We start from the raw sequence: 16,174 nt of genomic DNA on the forward strand, positions 1-16,174 counted from the left end.
TCCCGATCCCTTTCAGCGCCACGAGGACTTGTAGCCGGTGTCGAGCTTCTTGCCCGGGTGCCGCCACTTGGGCTCCTTGTCGAGCTTGCGCTCGGTGATCTGCCGCAGCCGCCGGATCACCGACCCGTACGCGCCGCTGGCCAGCGACGACACGTGCGCGCCCGGGGGCTCGTCCATGAACGGCATGAACTTGTCCGGGAAGCCGGGCATGGTGCAGCCGATGCAGATGCCGCCGACGTTCGGGCAGCCGCCGACGCCGTTGATCCAGCCGCGCTTGGGCACGTTGCACTTCACGACCGGGCCCCAGCAGCCCAGCTTCACCAGGCACTTGGGGGAGTCGTAGGTGTCGGCGAACTGCCCCTGCTCGTAGTAGCCGCCGCGGTCGCAGCCCTCGTGCACGGTCGCGCCGAAGAGCCACTGCGGCCGCAGGTGGTCGTCGAGCGGGATCATCGGCGCCTGGCCGGCGGCCTGGTAGAGCAGGTAGACGATGGTCTCGGACAGGTTGTCCGGGTGGGTCGGGCAGCCGGGCACGCAGACGATCGGGATGCCGGCGCCGGACTTCCAGTCCCAGCCCAGGTAGTCGGGCACGCCCATGGCGCCGGTCGGGTTGCCCTCCATGGCGTGGATGCCGCCGTAGGTGGCGCAGGTGCCGACCGCCATCACCGCCAGTGCCTTGGGGGTCAGCCGGTCCAGCCATTCGCTGGTCGTCATCGGCTGGCCGGTCTCGGGGTTGTTCCCGAAGCCGCACCAGTAACCCTCTTCCTTGATCGATTCGTTCGGGATCGACCCCTCGACGACCAGAACGAACGGGTCCAGCTCACCGCGGTCGGCCTTGTGGAACCACTCGATGAACGTGTCGGCCCCCGTCTCGGGGCCGCACTCGAAGTCGATCAACGGCCAGTGGACCGCGATCTTGGGCAGGCCGGGCAAGGCGCCGAGGACGATTTCCTCGATGCTCGGTTGCGTGGCGGCGGTCAGCGCGACGGAGTCACCGTCGCACGACAGGCCGGCGTTGATCCAGAGGATGTGGATGGGCTTCTCTTCTTGCTGGGCATGCGTCACGGCTGATCAACCCCGAGGTCGTCGAGTGCACCGAGGGTGAGTTCCCACAGCGCGTGGTAAAGGGTCGTCTGGGCTTCCTGGATGCGGTGCACGGAAGGCGACGGGACGACGAAGAGGTGGTCGACGCTGTCGAGCTCGGCCATCTTCCCCCCGTCGTAACCGGAGATGCCGACGGTCACCATGCCGCGCCGGGCGGCTTCGTCGAAGGCGCGCAACAGGTTCGCGGAGTTCCCGCTGGTGGACAGGCCCACCGCGATGTCGCCGGGACGCCCGAACGCGGCCAGCTGCCGGGCGAACACGACGTCGAACCCGATGTCGTTGGACAGGGCGGTCACCACCGCGATGTCGTTCGTCAGCCCGAACGCGGGCAGGGGGCGCGCGTCCCCCGCCGGGCTGAGGAACAGGCTCGCGAGGTCCTGGGCGTCGGTCGAGCTGCCACCGTTGCCGAACGCGAGCAGCCGGCCGCCGCCGGCGAACGCGCGCGCGACGTCCTGCGCGCACGCGAAGAGGCGCTCGCGGTCGGCCGCCAGCACCCTCGCCCGCAGGGCGACGATCTCGTGCACTTTGTCCACAGTGGACTTTTCGACCTGATCGAGGACGGCGTCGACGTCACTGGTCCCCGCGTACAGGAACGGGTACAGCGCTTCGAGACCGTCCGCGCCCACGGGGGTGTGTTCCCGCGTCATGGCGCGTCAACTCCTCGGCTAGGAATTCTCCAGACGAGCGATGGCTTCTCCGGCGTGCACCAGGATTCGGTCGCCGACGCCGGCCGAAACCAGCGCCACACTCACCTCTTCCCGGCCGGAGCCGGTTTCCACGACTGCGAACCCGAGGTCCAGGAGTTCGACCACGGTCACTTCGACCGCGGTGTCCGAGCAGGTGATGCACACCCCGTCGTGGCAGACGGGGGTGGCGACTCTGTCGGCCTCATGGGCGCTCACGGCGCCACCTCCGGGGTCAGGACGCCGGGTTGCTCGAAGAAGACGTGCACCAGCTCCCACAACACGTGGTAGGTGGTCACGTGCACCTCCTTGACGACCCGGGGGTCACCCGAGCGAGCGATGAAGACGTGGTCCAGCCCAGTAGTCGCGGCAATCGCGCCGCCGTTACCACCCGTCAGGGCGACGGTGAGCATGCCGAGGTCACGGGCGGTTTCGAGGGCTCGTTGGACATTGACGCACTCGCCGTCGGTGGAGATACCCAGCGCGATGTCGGCGGGCTCGCCGAGGATCCGCAGCTGGTGGGCGAAGACGTCCGCGAGGCCGACGCGGTTGGCGACACCGGTGACGGTCGCGACGTCGGCGGTCAGCGAGATGGCCGGCAGCGCGCGCTTGCCGACGATCACCGGGTGCACGAACTCCACGGCCACGTGCTGGGCGTCGGTGCTCGGGCCGCCGTTGCCGAAGACGACGAGCTTGCCGCCGCGGTGGAAGCGCCGGGACATCCCGTGGCAGGCTTCCGCGACCGTCCTGGCGTCGTCGGCCAGGGCGAGGACCGGCGCCCGGCGGCGCTCGAAGAGAGCGTCGACGGAGTCGGGGTGATTCGGTGACCACGGCATCGCGGCACTTCCTCGGCAGCTGCTCGGTGGTGGGAGCCATCCCAGGCTAGAGGTGTGAGTTGGATCACACAATAGATCTACCCGGGTGATTCCTGGTCCGTTCGGGTCAGCAGAGCGTCACTTTCCGCTCGTTCATCCGGATTCAGTGCTGGTGCTCGTGGTCTCCCTGGGCGTGCTCCGCGCGGGCTAGCCACAGCTCGGCCTCATGGGCGGCGCCCCGCGAGCGCAGCATCCGGGCCAGGCTCAGCATGCCCTGGACGTCACCGGTTTCGGCCGCGCGGCGGAACCAGTGCTCGGCCTCGGAGAGGTCGTCCCGGTGCTCGGCGAGGTGTCCCAGGTTGGTCAGGGCGGGCACGCTGCCGTGCTCGGCGGCCTTGCGGTACCAGGCCGCGGCCTCACCCTCGTCCCCGCGGTTGCGGGCCAGGACGCCGAGGTTGGTCATCGCGGCCGGGTCGCCGTGCTCGGCGGCGTCGAGGTACCAGCTCTCGGCCTCTTCGAGGTCGCCGCGGCGGTGCAGCAGCAACCCGAGCCGGACGACGGCCTCGACGTTGCCGCCGGTCGCACCCTGCCGGTACCAGGTCTCGGCGTCCCCGGGCCGGCCCAGCCGTTCGGCCTGCCTGCCCAGCTGGCACGCGCCCCCGAGGTCGCCGGCCAGCACGGCCGAGCGCCACCAGCGGGCGGCCTCCGCCGCCTGGCCGCGGTCGCGCAGCAGGATGCCGAGGTCGATCATCGCGCCGGTGAAGCCCGCGTCGGCGGCCTGCCGCAGCCACGACTCGGCCTCGTCGGTCTTCCCCTGCTCGCGCAGCAGGTGCCCCAGCGCGGCCATCGAGGACAGGTCGCCGGTGCGCGCGGCCTCGCCGAACCAGTGCTGGGCGTCGTCGCGCTTGCCCCGCCGCTCGTAGGACCGCGCGAGGTTCAGCATGCCGTGGGGGTCGCCGGCCAGCGCCGCCTCGTGGAACCAGCGCTCGGCGTCTTCCAGCAGGCCGCGTTCGTGGAGCAGGTGCGCCAACGCCGTCATCGACGTCCGGTCACCGCCCATCGCGGCCTTGCGGAACCATGACTCGGCCTCGTCGAGGTCCCCGCGTTCGCGCATCGCCGCACCCATCCGGGCCATGGCGACGACGTTGCCGCCCTCGGCGGCTTTGCGCTGCAGGTAGTCGTCGAAGTTCGAGTTCCACTTCTTCAGCCGACCGGGCATCGGCCTGCTCCCTCCGGCTCGTCCTGCTCCGGTAGTCGCAGTTCATGGGCTCGATGTGACATCCCCGCCGTGGGTGGGCGAGATCACATTCGTGCCAGGTCGTCGTGTCGGCGCGGTTGTCCCTCGTCGACAGCAGCGAGACTACGCCGCGCGGACCCCCAGGTGAGAGGAGAAAATCTTGGCGACCCGCAGCTTTCGGCTCAGCGTGACGCAGCGGATCCTGCTGGTAGTCGCGATCCTGGCGGTCGCGCTCTTCGGGTACTGGGTGACGAGCAGAGGTGCCGGCGCGACGCCGTCCGCGTCACCGACGTCATCGTCGTCGTCCGCGGCGCCGGTCCCGGTCGACGCCGCCGACGCGGCGAAGCAGCTCGGTGAGCTGACCATCGCCGCGCGGACGTCCATGGACGGCTACTCCCGTGAGAAGTTCCCGCACTGGGCGAGCCAGGGGGCAAGCTGTGACACCCGCGAAGTCGTGCTGAAGCGCGCCGGCGTGGACGTCAAGACGGACAAGGAATGCCGGGCGACCTCCGGTACCTGGAAAAGCGTTTACGACGACGAGACGTGGACCAAGCCGACCGACCTCGACATCGACCACATGGTCCCGCTCGGGCAGGCCTGGGCGAGCGGCGCGAAGTCGTGGACGACCGAGAAGCGCGGGCAGTTCGCCAATGACCTGACCCGGCCGCAGCTGTTCGCCGTCACCGACAACCTGAACCAGCAGAAGAGCGACAAGGCACCGGACCAGTGGAAGCCGCCGCTCGTGGCGTTCTGGTGCACCTACGCGACCGACTGGATCGTCGTGAAGCACTACTACGGCCTGACCGTGACCCAGGGCGAGAAGACCGCCTTGACGGACATGCTCCGCCGCTGCTGAGCTCGCCGGCATGACGACGTTCGCGCTGATCCACGGCGGCGGGGGCAGCGGCTGGGACTTCCACCGGCTGGTGCCCGAGCTCGAGGCCCGCGGCCACGACGCGGTCACCCCGGACCTGCCGATCACCGACCCGGCGGCCGGGCTCACGGAGTTCACCGAGACCGTGCTGGCCGCGTTGGGCGACCGCACGGACGTCGCGGTCGTCGGGCATTCGTACGGCGGGTTCACCGCGCCGCTGGTCGCGGCGAAGGTGCGGGCGCGGGTGCTGGTGTACCTGGCCGGGATGATCCCGGCGCCGGGGGAGCAGCCGGGGCGGTGGTGGGGGAACACGGGTTTCGCGGCGCCGGCCGGGCTGAGCGAAGCCGAGACGTACTTCAACGGCGTCTCGCCTTCGCTGGCTGAAGAGTGCCAGGAGCGGGTGCGGGACCAGGTGAGCAAGGAGTGGGACGAGCCGTGGCCGCTGCCCGCGCACCCGGACGTCCCGACCCGGGTGGTGCTCTGCCGCGACGACCGGTTCTTCACACCCGACTTCCAGCGCCGCATCGCGGGTGAACGGCTCGGCCTCACGCCGGACGAGGTCGACGGCCCGCACTGCGCGCCACTGAGCAACCCCGCCCGGATAGCCGACCTGCTGGTCAGCTACCTCTGACCCGGACTTGGGCCGTTCGGGCTACCGGGAAACTAAAAGGTCTAGACCTATTGACTGTGTGGTCCAGGCCACTTAACGTCGGTTTCGCGGCGAACCCGCGCCTCCCACCTGCGTCACCTCCGCCCCGGTCCCCGCCATGGAGGTCTCCCCGTCATGCGCTTCTCCCGGCTCTTCGCTTTGACGGCCTTCGCCGCCGGCAGCCTTCTCGTCGCTCCCGCCGGCCCGGCGTCCGCCGCGGCTTTGCCCGCGTGCCAGCACTTCTACACCGGCCCGATCCCCGACCGCCCGGTCACCGGCGGCCACGGCCCCGGCACGCTCGTCGGTGCCGTCGACGTGACCAACCGGCTGCCCGCGCCCGGCTCGGTCAACGGCGGCCTCGGCGCCGACGGCAAGGTGACCTTCACCTTCGCCCGCGTCAGCGGCGCCAAGGCCTATCGCGCGTTCCGCAACGGCCAGGCCCTGCAGTGGATCAGCGACTGGGGCCAGCCGACGCTCACGGTCACCGACGCGAGCCCCTGCCAGAACGCGAACTACCAGCTCTACGCGATGACGGCCGAGGACAACTCGCCCGGCTCGCTCGGCCAGATCTCCACCGCCTACCGCCTCGACGGCGGCAACCGGCTCGCGGCCTACCGGATCCCGGCGGGCACGACCCTCAGCTACCGCGTCACGTCCTACAACGACGTCGCGCAGACGGCGCTCGGGTACAGCGCCGGGCCCGGGTTCTGCGCGGTCGACGCGCGGAACATCCCGTGGGGCACCAGGTTCTCCGTCCCGGGGTACGGCGAGTGCTACGCGGCCGACATCGGCAGCTGGATCAAGGACGACATCGTCGACGTCTGGCTGCCGGGCTCCCAAGCCGACGCCTGGGGCATCCAGCGTCTCACCCTGACCGTGCGCTGAGGGGGAAGCCGTGAAGTCGAAACTCGCCCTCGCCGCGCTCGCGGCCGTCGTGCTCCCGGCGGCGGCACTGCTCGTCGTCTCACCCGCGACGGCCGCCACCTCCCCGTCGGCGGTGTTCTCCACCGATTCCGACTGGGGTTCCGGTTACCAGGCCAAGTACACGATCAGCGCGGGCTCGTCCGCGCTGACGAGCTGGAAGCTGGAGTTCGACCTGCCGGCCGGCTCGACGCTCGGGTCCTATTGGGACGCTCTCGACACGGCCAGCGGCTCGCACCACTCGTTCGCCAACCGCGAGTACAACGGGACCGTCGCGGCCGGCGCGTCCACGAGCTTCGGGTTCCTGGTCAGCGGCAGCGGCCTGCCGGCGAACTGCAAGCTGAACGGCCAGCCGTGCGGCGGCACCACCACACCGACCACGACTCCCACCACACCTCCGACGACCACCACCACCACCACCACCACGCCGCCGGGTGGGGGCAGCGCGCGCGTGTCGCCGTACATCGACATCACGATGGCGACGCCGTCGCTGGTCTCGGTGGCCGACGCGACCGGCCAGAAGAACTTCACGCTCGCCTTCGCGCTCGGCAGCAGCCTCGGCTGCGACCCGCAGTGGGGCGGCACCGTCCCGCTGCTGGATGCGCGGATCATCAACGACGTCAACGCGTTGCGCGGTCTCGGCGGCGGCGTCACGGTGGCTTCGGGCGGCGCGCTGGGCCCGTACCTCGAGAACGTCTGCGGCTCGGTGGACGCGCTCTACAACGCGTACGTGAAGACGCTGGACGCGGTGGGCAGCAACAGCCTGGACGTCGACGTCGAGGCGTCGATCCCGACGGCGACGGTCAACCAGGCGCTCCTGCGGCTGCAGCAGCAACGTGGCACGCACATCAGCTACACGCTGCGGATCCAGGGCCAGGACTACGGGATGGACCCGTTCTCGGTGTCGATCCTGCAGGACGCGGCGTCACGCGGGCTGAACGTGGTCGTCAACCCGATGCTGATGGACTTCGGTTACAGCGGCTCGTGGGGTGACGCGCTGATCTCCGCGGCCAACGCGACCCTGGGGCAGCTGAAGACGATCTGGCCGTCGAAATCCGACGCGGAGATCAAGGCCATGCTGGGCTTGACGCCGATGATCGGCCGCAACGACACGGGCTCGGTCACCGACCAGGCCGCCGCCCGGCAGTTGCTGGCCTACGCCCAGTCGAACCACGTGGCGAGCATCGGCTTCTGGTCGGCGGGCCGCGACAACGGCGGCTGCCCCGGCGGCGGCGCGGTGGCGTACTGCTCGGGGATTTCCCAGTCGACGTACGAGTTCACGAACATCTTCAAGGCGTACACCGGCTGAACCGCCAGAGCCACCTGACGGCCGAAAGGCCGTGAACGGCCTCCTTGCCGACGTCCCCCTTCGCCCCGGCAAGGAGGCCTTCATGGCGTCCGGCTCACCAGCGATCGACGTGCAGGACCTCCTCCAGCGGCTGCCGCGCCGCCGGCTTGAACGTCTCGCCCGTGTAGAACGCCGTCGGGATCAGGGCCGCCTGGTGCACGTTCTTCGGCAGCCCCAGCACCTCCGCCGCCTCCTGCTCGTACTTCAGGTGCAGCGTCGTCCACGCCGTGCCCAGCGTCACCGAGCGGGCCGCCAGCATGAAGCTCCACACCGCGGGCAGCAGCGACGCCCACAGGCCCGCCTGGTTGCCCGCCGGCAGCTCGTCCGAGGCCGTCTCCAGGCAGGGGACCACCAGGACCGGGACGTCGCCCATCCTGTCGGCCAGGTAGGCGACGCTGGAGCCGACCCGCTGCTGCACCGGGGCCCGCTCGGGGTCGTCCGCGAAGAGCTTGCCCGCCGCGTTGCCCGACTCCAGGTACTCGTGGCAGGCGCGGCCGTAGATCGAGCCGAGGGCCGCCCGCTGGTCCGCGTCGGTGACGACCAGCCACTGCCAGCGCTGGGTGTTCGAGCCACTGGGCGCCTGCAACGCGACCTGTATGCAGTGCTTCACCAGGTCGATCGGCACCGGCCGGTCGAGGTCGAGCCGTTTGCGGACCGTCCTGGTCGTCGTCAGGAGCTCTTCGGGCGTCATCATCGGCCCATCATGCCGGGCCTACCAGCGATCGTGCACCAGCGGACGGATGAGCTCCTCGTACGTCGCGCGGACCCCGGCCGCCGCCTCTTCGGGCAACGGCGCCAGTGCGGCCGCGGCGGTGTTCGCCGTGGCCTGCGCGGCGTTGCGCGCGCCCGGGATGACCGTGCTCACGCCCGGCTGGTCGAGGATCCAGCGCAACGCGAACTGCGCCAGTGTCTGCCCCTCCGGCACCAGCCCGCGCAGCCGCTCGACGGCCTCTAGCCCGACGTCGTAGGGCACGCCGGCGAAGGTCTCCCCGACGTCGAAGGCTTCACCGTTCCGGTTGAAGTTCCGGTGGTCGTCCGCGGCGAACGTCGTGCTCGCCGTGTAGCGCCCGGACAGCAGCCCGGACGCCAGCGGCACCCGCGCGATGATCCCGGCGCCCGCGTCCGTCGCCGCCGGCAGCACGCGCTCCAGCGGCTTGAGCCGCAGGCAGTTGAGGATGATCTGCACCGACGCGACGTTCGGCCGCGCCAGGGCGGCCAGCGCCTCGTCGCAGGTCTCGACGCTCACGCCGTACGCCTTGATCCGGCCCTCGTCCACCATCGCGTCGAGGGCGTCGTACACGGCGTCCGTGGAGTACACCGGCGTCGGCGGGCAGTGCAGCTGGACCAGGTCCAGGGTGTCCACGCCGAGGTTGCGGCGCGACCGGTCGTTCCATTCGCGGAAGTGCGCGGCGACGTAGTTCTCCGGCACCTGCTCGACCCGGCGGCCCATCTTGGTCGCCACGAACACGTCCGGGTGGTCCGCGCGGAAGCGGCCGACCAGCCGCTCGCTGCGGCCGTCGCCGTAGACGTCCGCGGTGTCGAAGAAGGTGACGCCCGCGTCGGCCGCCGCGTGCAGCACGGCGAGGGCGTCGTTCTCGTCGACCTCGCCCCAGTCCGCGCCGAGCTGCCAGCAGCCGAGCCCGACGACCGACACCTCACGGCCGAGACGGGTGATCTTCCGGTTCTCCATGCCGCGATCCAAGCACACCTATGATCGGCCGTCATGGCCATGACTTCGGGTCCGGACGGGCTGGGGACCCGCCTGCGCCACGTCCTCGAGCTGCTCGACGGCGACGTCGCGCAGTTCCTCGCCGACATCGGCGTCGAGGACTACCGGCCGCGGTACTCGGCGGTCGTCCGCGCGCTGCTCGCGAAGGGACCGCTGGCCATCCGCGACCTCGCCGCCGAGATGCGCGTGACGCACTCGGCGGCCAGCCAGACCGTCGCGCAGATGAGCCGCGCCGGCCTGGTCGCCCTCGAGCCGGGCGCCGACGCGCGGCAGCGGATCGTCTCGCTCACGCCGAAGACGCGCGACCTGCTGCCCCTGCTAGAGGGGGAGTGGACCGCGACGAACGAGGCGTGGGACGCGCTCGAAGCCGAGCTTCCGCATTCGCTGCGCGCCCTGCTGGACGCCCTCGTCGAGGCGCTGGACCGCAAGCCGTTCCGGCAGCGGATCGGGGAGACCCAAGCCGCCCGCGAATTGCTATGAAACGTCCGGGATCCGGAAGACCGCCCAGACGTACTTGCCGCCGTCGCAGACCTCGAAACCCCAGTCTTCGGACAGCGCCTGGACCAGCACCAGCCCGCGGCTGCGGGCCTTGGCCGGTGACGGCGCCCGCAGCTCGGGCAGCCTCCGGCCGACGTCGTACACCCGCAGCGTCAACCGGCTGCCGGTGTACTCCAGCTCCATCCGCTCGGGGCGCTCGCCGTGCTCGAAGGCGTTGGTGACCAGCTCCGAGGCCGCCAGCAGGACGTCGTCCAGCTGGCCTTCGCACAGGCCGAAGCCGAGCATGGCCTTGCGGACCTCGTGGCGGGCCAGCGCCGGGGCGGTGACATCGGCCGGGAGAAGCACCGTCAGCGGGGCGGCCTGCACAGCCATGCGCTGCGGCATCTTCGACGTCGTCATCGGGTCCCCCTCCCAGTGAGTTTCGGTACTGTCCGCGAAGTACCCAAGCTCGCGAACAGCTAATCAGGTGCCGTCGGCGAGCTCGGATTCGTCCAGGCCCGAACGCAGCTTCTTCAAGGTCGCAGCCAGCAACCGCGACACCTGCATCTGGGAGACCCCGACCCGGCGCGCGATGTCCGACTGGCTCATCCCCGAGCCGAACCGCAGCGCGACGATCTTGCGTTCGCGTTCCGGCAGGCTGTCCAGCATCGGCCGCAGCGCCTCCCGCAGCTCGGCCTGGCCCAGCTCGGCGTCCGGCGCCCCGAAGCGCGTGTGCGCCGCGTTCTCCAGCAGGTGGTCGAGCGACGCGCCGTAACGGCCTTGACCAGCGCGAAGGCCCTCGTAGACGTCCTCGATCGGCACCCCGAGCCGGGACGCGATCTCACTCGGCCGCGGCGCGCGCGAGAGCTGCACGGTGAGTTCTTCGCGCGCGGCGGAGATGTTCGCGTTCAGCTCCTTGAGCCGCCGCGGCACCCGCACCGACCAGCTGTTGTCCCGGAAGTGGTGCCGCAGCTCGCCGGAGATGGTGGGCACCGCGAACGCCAGGAAGTCGGTGCCCTGCGCCGGGTCGAACCGGTCGACGGCGTGGATCAGCCCGACCGTGGCGATCTGGACCAGGTCCTCCATCGCCTCGTCGCGGTTGCGGAACTTGCGCGCCAGGTTGCGCGCGAGTTCGAGGTGGTTCCGCACCAGGGTGTCCCGGATGCGCTCCCGTTGCGGGGAGTCCGCCGGCAGACCGGCGAGTTGGGTGAACAGCTCGCCGACGTCGAGGTCGTTCCCGCTGTTCCTGCTCCCGGCGGGATCGGTCACGAGCCGGCCGCCTGGCTCTCCCGGACGAGGTCGACCCGGGACAGGTAGCGCCCGTCCTCGGGGGTCACGGTGCGCTCGGCCGAGGTCGCGAGCGCGGTCAGCAGCTGCCAGGACAGTCCGGTGTCGTCGCCGTGTTCGGGCGAATCCGACAGGACGGACACCGAGACCTCGATGCGCGGCCCGCGCCACGAGAAGACACAGGTGAGCTTGCCGTCCGCACTGGCGGGCAGCAGCAGCGAGCAGGCCTCGTCCACCGCCATCCGCAGGTCCTCGACGGCGTCGAGGTCGAAGTCCTGGCGCATCGCGATGTCGGCCACGATGGTCCGCAGCGTCGGCACGACGTGCGGGATCGCGGCCGTCCGCACCTCGATGACCTGTGCGCCCTCCGGCACGAGCGGGGCGTTGTCCTCCACGTTTGTTCCTTTCTCCGCACTCGCGCTGGGTGACTGGCGGTGTCCCTCACGCCCGGTCAGCGAGATGCCCGTGGGGTGAGCAAACCAAACCCGGGTTTGATCCGCTCCACCGGCGGGCACATAGCGGTCGACGTGCTGATCCTGGGAAAGGCAGGGACGACATGGCTGACGTGAGCCGGCTGCCCAATGTGGTTGCTGAAGAGTGGGAATGGCAGCTGCGCGGCTCGTGCCGGGGTGCGGACAGCAGCCTCTTCTTCCACACGGACAACGAGCGGGGTTCGGCGCGGGAGCGGCGTGAGGCGCGGGCGAAGGCCATCTGCCAGGCCTGCCCGGTGCTGGCCCAGTGCCGTGCGCACGCGATGACCGTACAGGAGCCCTACGGCATCTGGGGTGGCCTCGGTGAGATCGAACGGCGGCAGCTGTTCCTCCGTCAGCGCAGGGCGGCCAGGAAGGCCGTCGGTGCGCACTGAAGAAGGCTCCCTGCAGCACCCTGAACAGGCAGGATCGGATCGCACGTGAGCACTCCGCGCGAAAGGGTGGCGGCCGTGGCGGGCTCGGTCGCTCACTGGGTTAGGGTTGGCCCCGGAGTTGCCTTGACCGTGTCCGGTGCGGGGTCGATCCTCGCGCCTGCGCCGGGGTCCTGCCCCGGGCCGTGGAAGCCACGGTGACACGGTTGCCGCTTGAGACAACAGGCGCGTACCCGGCGCAGGAGCAGCGCCTGACGAGGAGAAACTGCATGCCCGCAGCCGACCAGAACGCCACCCCGCCCGGGTTCGGCATCACGCTGGACACCGAAGCGACGGAGCCCCGGGTGGTGGTCACCGGCGAGCTCGACCTGCTCACCAGTCCGCAGCTGCAGGAGGCCTTGGCCGGCCTGATCGCGGACAAGCGCGCGCAGCGGGTCGTGGCCGATCTGACCGGGGTGACCTTCTTCGATTCCTCCGCGCTGAACGTGGTGCTCCGCGCCCAGCGTCAGGCCGGCGAGCAGGACGTCCAGCTCGCGGTGGTCCCGAGCCCGGCCGTCAGCCGGGTGATCGAGCTCACCGGCGTGGCCGAACACCTGAGCGTGTCGGAAGACCCGCAAGCCTGATCCCCCGCTACGGTCCTGCGGGTTGATTCGGTTCGCGGACCTGGGGGCGGCACGATGATGGGGCGCACGCATGCCCTGACCGGCTGGTGCGCGGGGCTCGCCATCGCGCCCGCGGTCGGCGCGGGTTCGGTGCACCAAGCGGTGGTCTTCGCCGCGACAACGGCGGGCTTCGCCCTGCTGCCCGACCTGGACCACCCCGGCGCCAGCGCGTCCCGTCTCCTGGGCTGGCTGACCGGAGCCCTCTCTTGGGTGCTGCGCCGCGTCTCGGCGGGCATCTACGCCCTGACCAAGGGCCCCCGCGACGAGAACGTCACGGGCAAGCACCGCCACCTCTCCCACACCGTCCTGTTCGCGGCCGGCCTCGGCGCGCTGACGTCGTGGGCCACCGAAACGGGTGGCCCCTGGGCCGTGGTCGGCGTGGTGATCTTCGGGTTGATGCTGGCGGAAGGCGCACTTGGCGACTGGCTGCTGCCGGTGAGCGGCGCGGCGGTGGCGTGGTGGTTCTTCACCGCCCCACCGGATCGCGCGGGCGAGCTGGAGTCGATCACCGGCTGGCTGGGCATCGCGGTCGCGGCCGGCTGCCTGACCCACTGCCTCGGCGACGCCCTGACGGAGGCCGGCTGCCCGTTCCTCTTCCCGGTGCCCATCGCGGGCGAGACCTGGTACGAGATCCGGCCCCCGCGCGCCCTGCGCTTCCGGACGGGCAAGAAGGTCGAGAAGCGGCTGATCTTCCCGGTGTTCGCGCTGGCCGGCATCCTGCTGATCCCGGGGGTGTGGCAGTTCACGAGCAGCACGTTCCACCGCCTGTTCATCCCCCCGACGAGCCAGCAGGCGACGACTCCCTGACGACTTGGGCCGGCCCGGGGCGCGGCCGGGCGGTCACTGGCCGGCAGGCGAGGACTCCCTGAACCGGCGGATCCGCTCCGCCGACGCGGCGGTGTCCGCGTAGTCGCGGGAGTACGTGATCCGGCCGCCGTCGACCGTCATGACCATCACGTACGACACGGCGAAGGTCTCGCCGCCCAGCTCCTGGTGCAGGTCGAACTCCGCCACCAGCACCGCCGGGTCGGCCGTCTCGTGCACCACCACGTTGTCCGCCTTGACGATCCGCCGGACCGCGGCCGCGGCCCGGAACCGGCGCCGCAGCTCCTCGCGGCCCTTCGTGAAGCGTTCGACCCCCGCCGGGGTGAAGGGCATCTCGATCACGACGTCCTCGGCGTACAGGTCGGCGAGGTCGTCCCAGCGGTTCTCGACGGACGCCGCCAGGAACGCGTCGAACACGGCCCGCGCCGCCGAGGACACGCCCGCGGTGTTCGGGTAGTCGCGGTACGACGTGATCTGGCCGTCCGCCACCGTCACGATGCCCACCGACGACGGGAACCGGAACGTGCGGCCGACAGCGACCAGCTCCAGCACGAAGCCCGTCGCCGACAAGGTCACGGTGACCTCGGTCTTCTCCAAGCCCAGCGCGCGGCCGCGGACACCGCCCGCGGTCAGGGCCGCCAGGATCGCGTCGCGGCCCTCGATGCGTTCGGACCGGAAGGGCAGCTCGTAGACGGCGTCTTCGGCGAAGACGTCCGAGAGGGCCGAGGCGTCGATCGTCTCCAGGGCGTGGCGGACGACTTCGACGATTTCGGGCACGGTACGTGGCATCGGAATGCTCCTGGGAAGATGGGCGTTGAATCGGAACGGTGCACCCGCTTACGATAATACGGAGCCATCGTTCCGGTTGTCAACGAGGAGGATCTTGATGGAGAAAACCGGCCTGCGCGCGGACGCGCGGCGCAACCGGGCGAAGGTCCTGGCTGCCGCCGAAGAGGCGTTCGCCGCCGAGGGGCTGGCGGTGCCCCTCGACGACATCGCGCGGCTGGCCGGGGTCGGGGCCGGCACCGTCTACCGGCACTTCCCCAGCAAGGAAGCGCTCTTCCGGGCCGTCGTCCTCGAGCGCATCAACCAGTTCGCCGAGGAGGCGCGCGCCCTCGCCGCCGCCGACGACCCCGGCGAGGTGTTCTTCGACTACTTCGTCCGCGTCATCAAGCAGGCTTCGCTCAACCGCGCCCTCTGCGACGCCTTGACCGAGTCCACCGGCATCGGCTTCAAGGCCGACGCGGGTGACGACTTCCGCGTCGCCTTCGCCGTCCTGCTCGAACGCGCCCAGGCCGCCGGCGCCGTCCGCGCCGACATCGACGGGGACGACCTGCGCGCGCTCATCGTCGGCTGCCTCGCCGTCGAGCGGTACGCGCCGGGGAGCCGGCACCTGGTCCGCGTGGTCGTCGACGGCCTCAGGACGCCGTGACCGGCAGGTCGCGCAGCTTCCGCAGCGGTGCCAGGAGCGCGACCGACACGAGGATCCCGGCGGCCGCGACGTGCAGCGTGGCCCGCATGCCGAGCACGCCCGCCAGCCCGCCCCCGGCGAGGCTGCCGAGCGGGATGACGCCGTAGATCAGCGTCCGCGTGGTCGCGTTGACCCGGCCCAGCAGGTCCGGCGGGGTGATCGCCTGCTGGAAGCTCGTGCCGAAGACGCTCTTGACGATCACGCCGTAGCTCGACCCGAACCCGGCGACGACGTAGCAGGCGAGGGCCCAGCCGCGGTCGGTGAGCGGGTAGAGCTGGTAGACCAGGCCGAACAGCAGGGAGCCGCCCAGGAACGCGCGCACCGGGCCGACGCCGTCGCCGAGCCGGCGCGCGGTGAGCCCGGCCGCGAGCGCGCCGGTCAGCGAGGACGTGCTGAGCAGGCCGATCACCCAGGGCGCGAGGCCGAGGTCCCGGCTGAGGAAGACGATCACGATCGCCAGGTGCATCGACTGGAAGAAGCTCGTGCACGCGTAGTACGCGCTGATGGCCCGCAGGATCGGGTGGCCGCGGACCACCCGCAGGCCCGCGCCGATCTCGCGCAGCAGGTGCCGCTCCCGGGGTTCCGGCCGCACGTCGGGCGTCCTGATCCGGCGCAGCCACAGGGCCGACCACAGGTAGCTGAGGGCGTCGGCGGCCAGCGCCGTGGCGTTCCCGAGGGCCTGCACGATGAACCCGGCCGCGCTCGGGCCCGCCACCGCGGCCATCGACAGGTTCGTCGCGAGGCGGGCGTTGGCGTCCGGCAGCTGCTCGCGCGGCACCAGCCGCGGCAGGTACGTCTGGTGGGCGATGTCGAAGAACATCGTCAGGAAGCCGACGCCGAAGACGACCGCCAGCAGCTGCGGCAGCCCGAGGACGCCGAACCACGCGGCGACCGGGATCGAGCCGATCAGCGCGGCCCGGCCGAAGTCCGCGGCGATCAGCACCGGGCGGTGGCGCACGCGGTCGCACCACGCGCCCGCCTGCAGGCCGAGCACCAGGTAGGGAAGGCTCTCGGCGGTCCGCAGCAGCGAGACCTCGAAGACCGACGCGCCGAGCGCGGTGGTCGCGAGCAGGGGCACGGCCAGTACGTCGATCCGGCTGCCGAGCTGGCTCACCAGATCGGCCAGCCACAGTCGCCGGAAGTCCTGGTTCCGCAACGCCCCCATGATCGTGAACCTGGCACATGAGTGCAGCGGATGCAACAAAGTTGAGTCAAATACACTCAATGCGAACA

21 protein-coding genes are annotated in these 16,174 nt (G+C 70.9%); 9 read left to right on the plus strand and 12 right to left on the minus strand.

Features of this window, described 5'->3' with window-relative positions:
* Positions 1 to 12: 12 nt before the first annotated feature.
* The 5 genes from ACGFMK_RS03130 to ACGFMK_RS03150 form a co-directional block, all read right to left on the minus strand.
* Complete coding sequence (locus ACGFMK_RS03130) at positions 13 to 1,062, minus strand: hydrogenase expression protein HypE (RefSeq protein ID WP_392757927.1); 1,050 nt, start codon at positions 1,060 to 1,062, stop codon at positions 13 to 15.
* Complete coding sequence (locus ACGFMK_RS03135) at positions 1,059 to 1,748, minus strand: SIS domain-containing protein (RefSeq protein WP_392757930.1); 690 nt, start codon at positions 1,746 to 1,748, stop codon at positions 1,059 to 1,061. The genes ACGFMK_RS03130 and ACGFMK_RS03135 overlap by 4 nt, the downstream gene beginning before the upstream one ends.
* An 18-nt stretch (positions 1,749 to 1,766) precedes the next feature.
* Positions 1,767 to 2,003 (minus strand): HypC/HybG/HupF family hydrogenase formation chaperone, encoded by a 237-nt coding sequence (locus tag ACGFMK_RS03140; protein WP_392757934.1) that lies wholly within the window; start codon positions 2,001 to 2,003, stop codon positions 1,767 to 1,769.
* Positions 2,000 to 2,620 carry an SIS domain-containing protein gene (locus ACGFMK_RS03145; protein ID WP_392757937.1) on the minus strand — a complete coding sequence of 207 codons (621 nt, stop codon included), beginning with the start codon at positions 2,618 to 2,620 and terminating at the stop codon, positions 2,000 to 2,002. Before ACGFMK_RS03145 ends, ACGFMK_RS03140 begins: the two co-directional genes overlap by 4 nt.
* A 142-nt stretch (positions 2,621 to 2,762) precedes the next feature.
* Positions 2,763 to 3,818, minus strand: coding sequence for a tetratricopeptide repeat protein (locus tag ACGFMK_RS03150; RefSeq protein WP_392757940.1), 1,056 nt, complete (start codon positions 3,816 to 3,818; stop codon positions 2,763 to 2,765).
* A 178-nt stretch (positions 3,819 to 3,996) separates the two neighbouring features.
* Between ACGFMK_RS03150 and ACGFMK_RS03155 the strand changes: the two genes are divergently transcribed.
* From ACGFMK_RS03155 to ACGFMK_RS03170, 4 genes are all read left to right on the plus strand, one after another.
* Positions 3,997 to 4,692, plus strand: a complete 696-nt coding sequence (locus ACGFMK_RS03155) for an HNH endonuclease family protein (protein WP_392757942.1) — start codon at positions 3,997 to 3,999, stop codon at positions 4,690 to 4,692.
* Positions 4,693 to 4,702: 10 nt separating this feature from the next.
* On the plus strand, positions 4,703 to 5,341 hold the full coding sequence (locus tag ACGFMK_RS03160) for an alpha/beta fold hydrolase (protein WP_392757945.1): 639 nt from the start codon (positions 4,703 to 4,705) through the stop codon (positions 5,339 to 5,341).
* A 153-nt stretch (positions 5,342 to 5,494) separates the two neighbouring features.
* Positions 5,495 to 6,244: a 3D domain-containing protein gene (locus tag ACGFMK_RS03165; protein ID WP_392757948.1), complete on the plus strand. Its 750-nt coding sequence runs from the start codon at positions 5,495 to 5,497 to the stop codon at positions 6,242 to 6,244.
* Between the two features lie 10 nt (positions 6,245 to 6,254).
* Positions 6,255 to 7,589 carry a cellulose binding domain-containing protein gene (locus tag ACGFMK_RS03170; protein WP_392757950.1) on the plus strand — a complete coding sequence of 445 codons (1,335 nt, stop codon included), beginning with the start codon at positions 6,255 to 6,257 and terminating at the stop codon, positions 7,587 to 7,589.
* 94 nt (positions 7,590 to 7,683) lie between these two features.
* Here ACGFMK_RS03170 and ACGFMK_RS03175 read toward each other — a convergent pair whose 3' ends face one another.
* Both ACGFMK_RS03175 and ACGFMK_RS03180 read right to left on the minus strand, forming a co-directional pair.
* Entirely contained in the window at positions 7,684 to 8,322 is a 639-nt protein-coding gene (locus tag ACGFMK_RS03175; protein ID WP_392757953.1) for a nitroreductase family protein, read from the minus strand.
* Positions 8,323 to 8,340: 18 nt separating this feature from the next.
* Positions 8,341 to 9,318: an aldo/keto reductase gene (locus ACGFMK_RS03180; RefSeq protein ID WP_392757956.1), complete on the minus strand. Its 978-nt coding sequence runs from the start codon at positions 9,316 to 9,318 to the stop codon at positions 8,341 to 8,343.
* A gap of 39 nt (positions 9,319 to 9,357) precedes the next feature.
* Here ACGFMK_RS03180 and ACGFMK_RS03185 point away from each other — a divergent pair, with 39 nt between their 5' ends.
* On the plus strand, positions 9,358 to 9,837 hold the full coding sequence (locus ACGFMK_RS03185) for a MarR family winged helix-turn-helix transcriptional regulator (protein WP_392758604.1): 480 nt from the start codon (positions 9,358 to 9,360) through the stop codon (positions 9,835 to 9,837).
* Here the strand turns inward: ACGFMK_RS03185 and ACGFMK_RS03190 are convergent.
* The 3 genes from ACGFMK_RS03190 to ACGFMK_RS03200 all read right to left on the minus strand — a co-directional run bounded on the left by ACGFMK_RS03190 (position 9,832) and on the right by ACGFMK_RS03200 (position 11,516).
* Positions 9,832 to 10,254 (minus strand): ATP-binding protein, encoded by a 423-nt coding sequence (locus tag ACGFMK_RS03190; RefSeq protein WP_392757959.1) that lies wholly within the window; start codon positions 10,252 to 10,254, stop codon positions 9,832 to 9,834. The two genes, ACGFMK_RS03185 and ACGFMK_RS03190, sit on opposite strands and share 6 nt — an antisense overlap.
* 63 nt (positions 10,255 to 10,317) lie before the next feature.
* The gene (locus ACGFMK_RS03195; RefSeq protein WP_392757962.1) at positions 10,318 to 11,103 is read right to left on the minus strand and encodes a SigB/SigF/SigG family RNA polymerase sigma factor; all 786 of its coding nucleotides are present in this window, start codon (positions 11,101 to 11,103) and stop codon (positions 10,318 to 10,320) included.
* Positions 11,100 to 11,516 carry an anti-sigma factor gene (locus ACGFMK_RS03200; protein WP_392757963.1) on the minus strand — a complete coding sequence of 139 codons (417 nt, stop codon included), beginning with the start codon at positions 11,514 to 11,516 and terminating at the stop codon, positions 11,100 to 11,102. Before ACGFMK_RS03200 ends, ACGFMK_RS03195 begins: the two co-directional genes overlap by 4 nt.
* A gap of 161 nt (positions 11,517 to 11,677) precedes the next feature.
* Between ACGFMK_RS03200 and ACGFMK_RS03205 the strand changes: the two genes are divergently transcribed.
* The 3 genes from ACGFMK_RS03205 to ACGFMK_RS03215 all read left to right on the plus strand — a co-directional run bounded on the left by ACGFMK_RS03205 (position 11,678) and on the right by ACGFMK_RS03215 (position 13,452).
* On the plus strand, positions 11,678 to 11,986 hold the full coding sequence (locus ACGFMK_RS03205) for a WhiB family transcriptional regulator (protein ID WP_392757967.1): 309 nt from the start codon (positions 11,678 to 11,680) through the stop codon (positions 11,984 to 11,986).
* A 266-nt stretch (positions 11,987 to 12,252) separates the two neighbouring features.
* Positions 12,253 to 12,606: an STAS domain-containing protein gene (locus ACGFMK_RS03210; RefSeq protein WP_247060053.1), complete on the plus strand. Its 354-nt coding sequence runs from the start codon at positions 12,253 to 12,255 to the stop codon at positions 12,604 to 12,606.
* A 57-nt stretch (positions 12,607 to 12,663) separates the two neighbouring features.
* Positions 12,664 to 13,452, plus strand: a complete 789-nt coding sequence (locus ACGFMK_RS03215) for a metal-dependent hydrolase (protein WP_392758605.1) — start codon at positions 12,664 to 12,666, stop codon at positions 13,450 to 13,452.
* A 33-nt stretch (positions 13,453 to 13,485) separates the two neighbouring features.
* Here ACGFMK_RS03215 and ACGFMK_RS03220 read toward each other — a convergent pair whose 3' ends face one another.
* Positions 13,486 to 14,259, minus strand: coding sequence for a nuclear transport factor 2 family protein (locus ACGFMK_RS03220; RefSeq protein ID WP_392757969.1), 774 nt, complete (start codon positions 14,257 to 14,259; stop codon positions 13,486 to 13,488).
* A 97-nt stretch (positions 14,260 to 14,356) separates the two neighbouring features.
* Between ACGFMK_RS03220 and ACGFMK_RS03225 the strand changes: the two genes are divergently transcribed.
* Positions 14,357 to 14,902 carry a TetR/AcrR family transcriptional regulator gene (locus ACGFMK_RS03225; protein ID WP_392757972.1) on the plus strand — a complete coding sequence of 182 codons (546 nt, stop codon included), beginning with the start codon at positions 14,357 to 14,359 and terminating at the stop codon, positions 14,900 to 14,902.
* Here the strand turns inward: ACGFMK_RS03225 and ACGFMK_RS03230 are convergent.
* On the minus strand, positions 14,889 to 16,106 hold the full coding sequence (locus ACGFMK_RS03230) for an MFS transporter (protein ID WP_392757975.1): 1,218 nt from the start codon (positions 16,104 to 16,106) through the stop codon (positions 14,889 to 14,891). The genes ACGFMK_RS03225 and ACGFMK_RS03230 overlap by 14 nt on opposite strands.
* Positions 16,107 to 16,174 lie beyond the last annotated feature (68 nt).

The organism is Amycolatopsis sp. NPDC049252, from assembly GCF_043197175.1.
In the GTDB taxonomy this organism is placed as follows: domain Bacteria; phylum Actinomycetota; class Actinomycetes; order Mycobacteriales; family Pseudonocardiaceae; genus Amycolatopsis.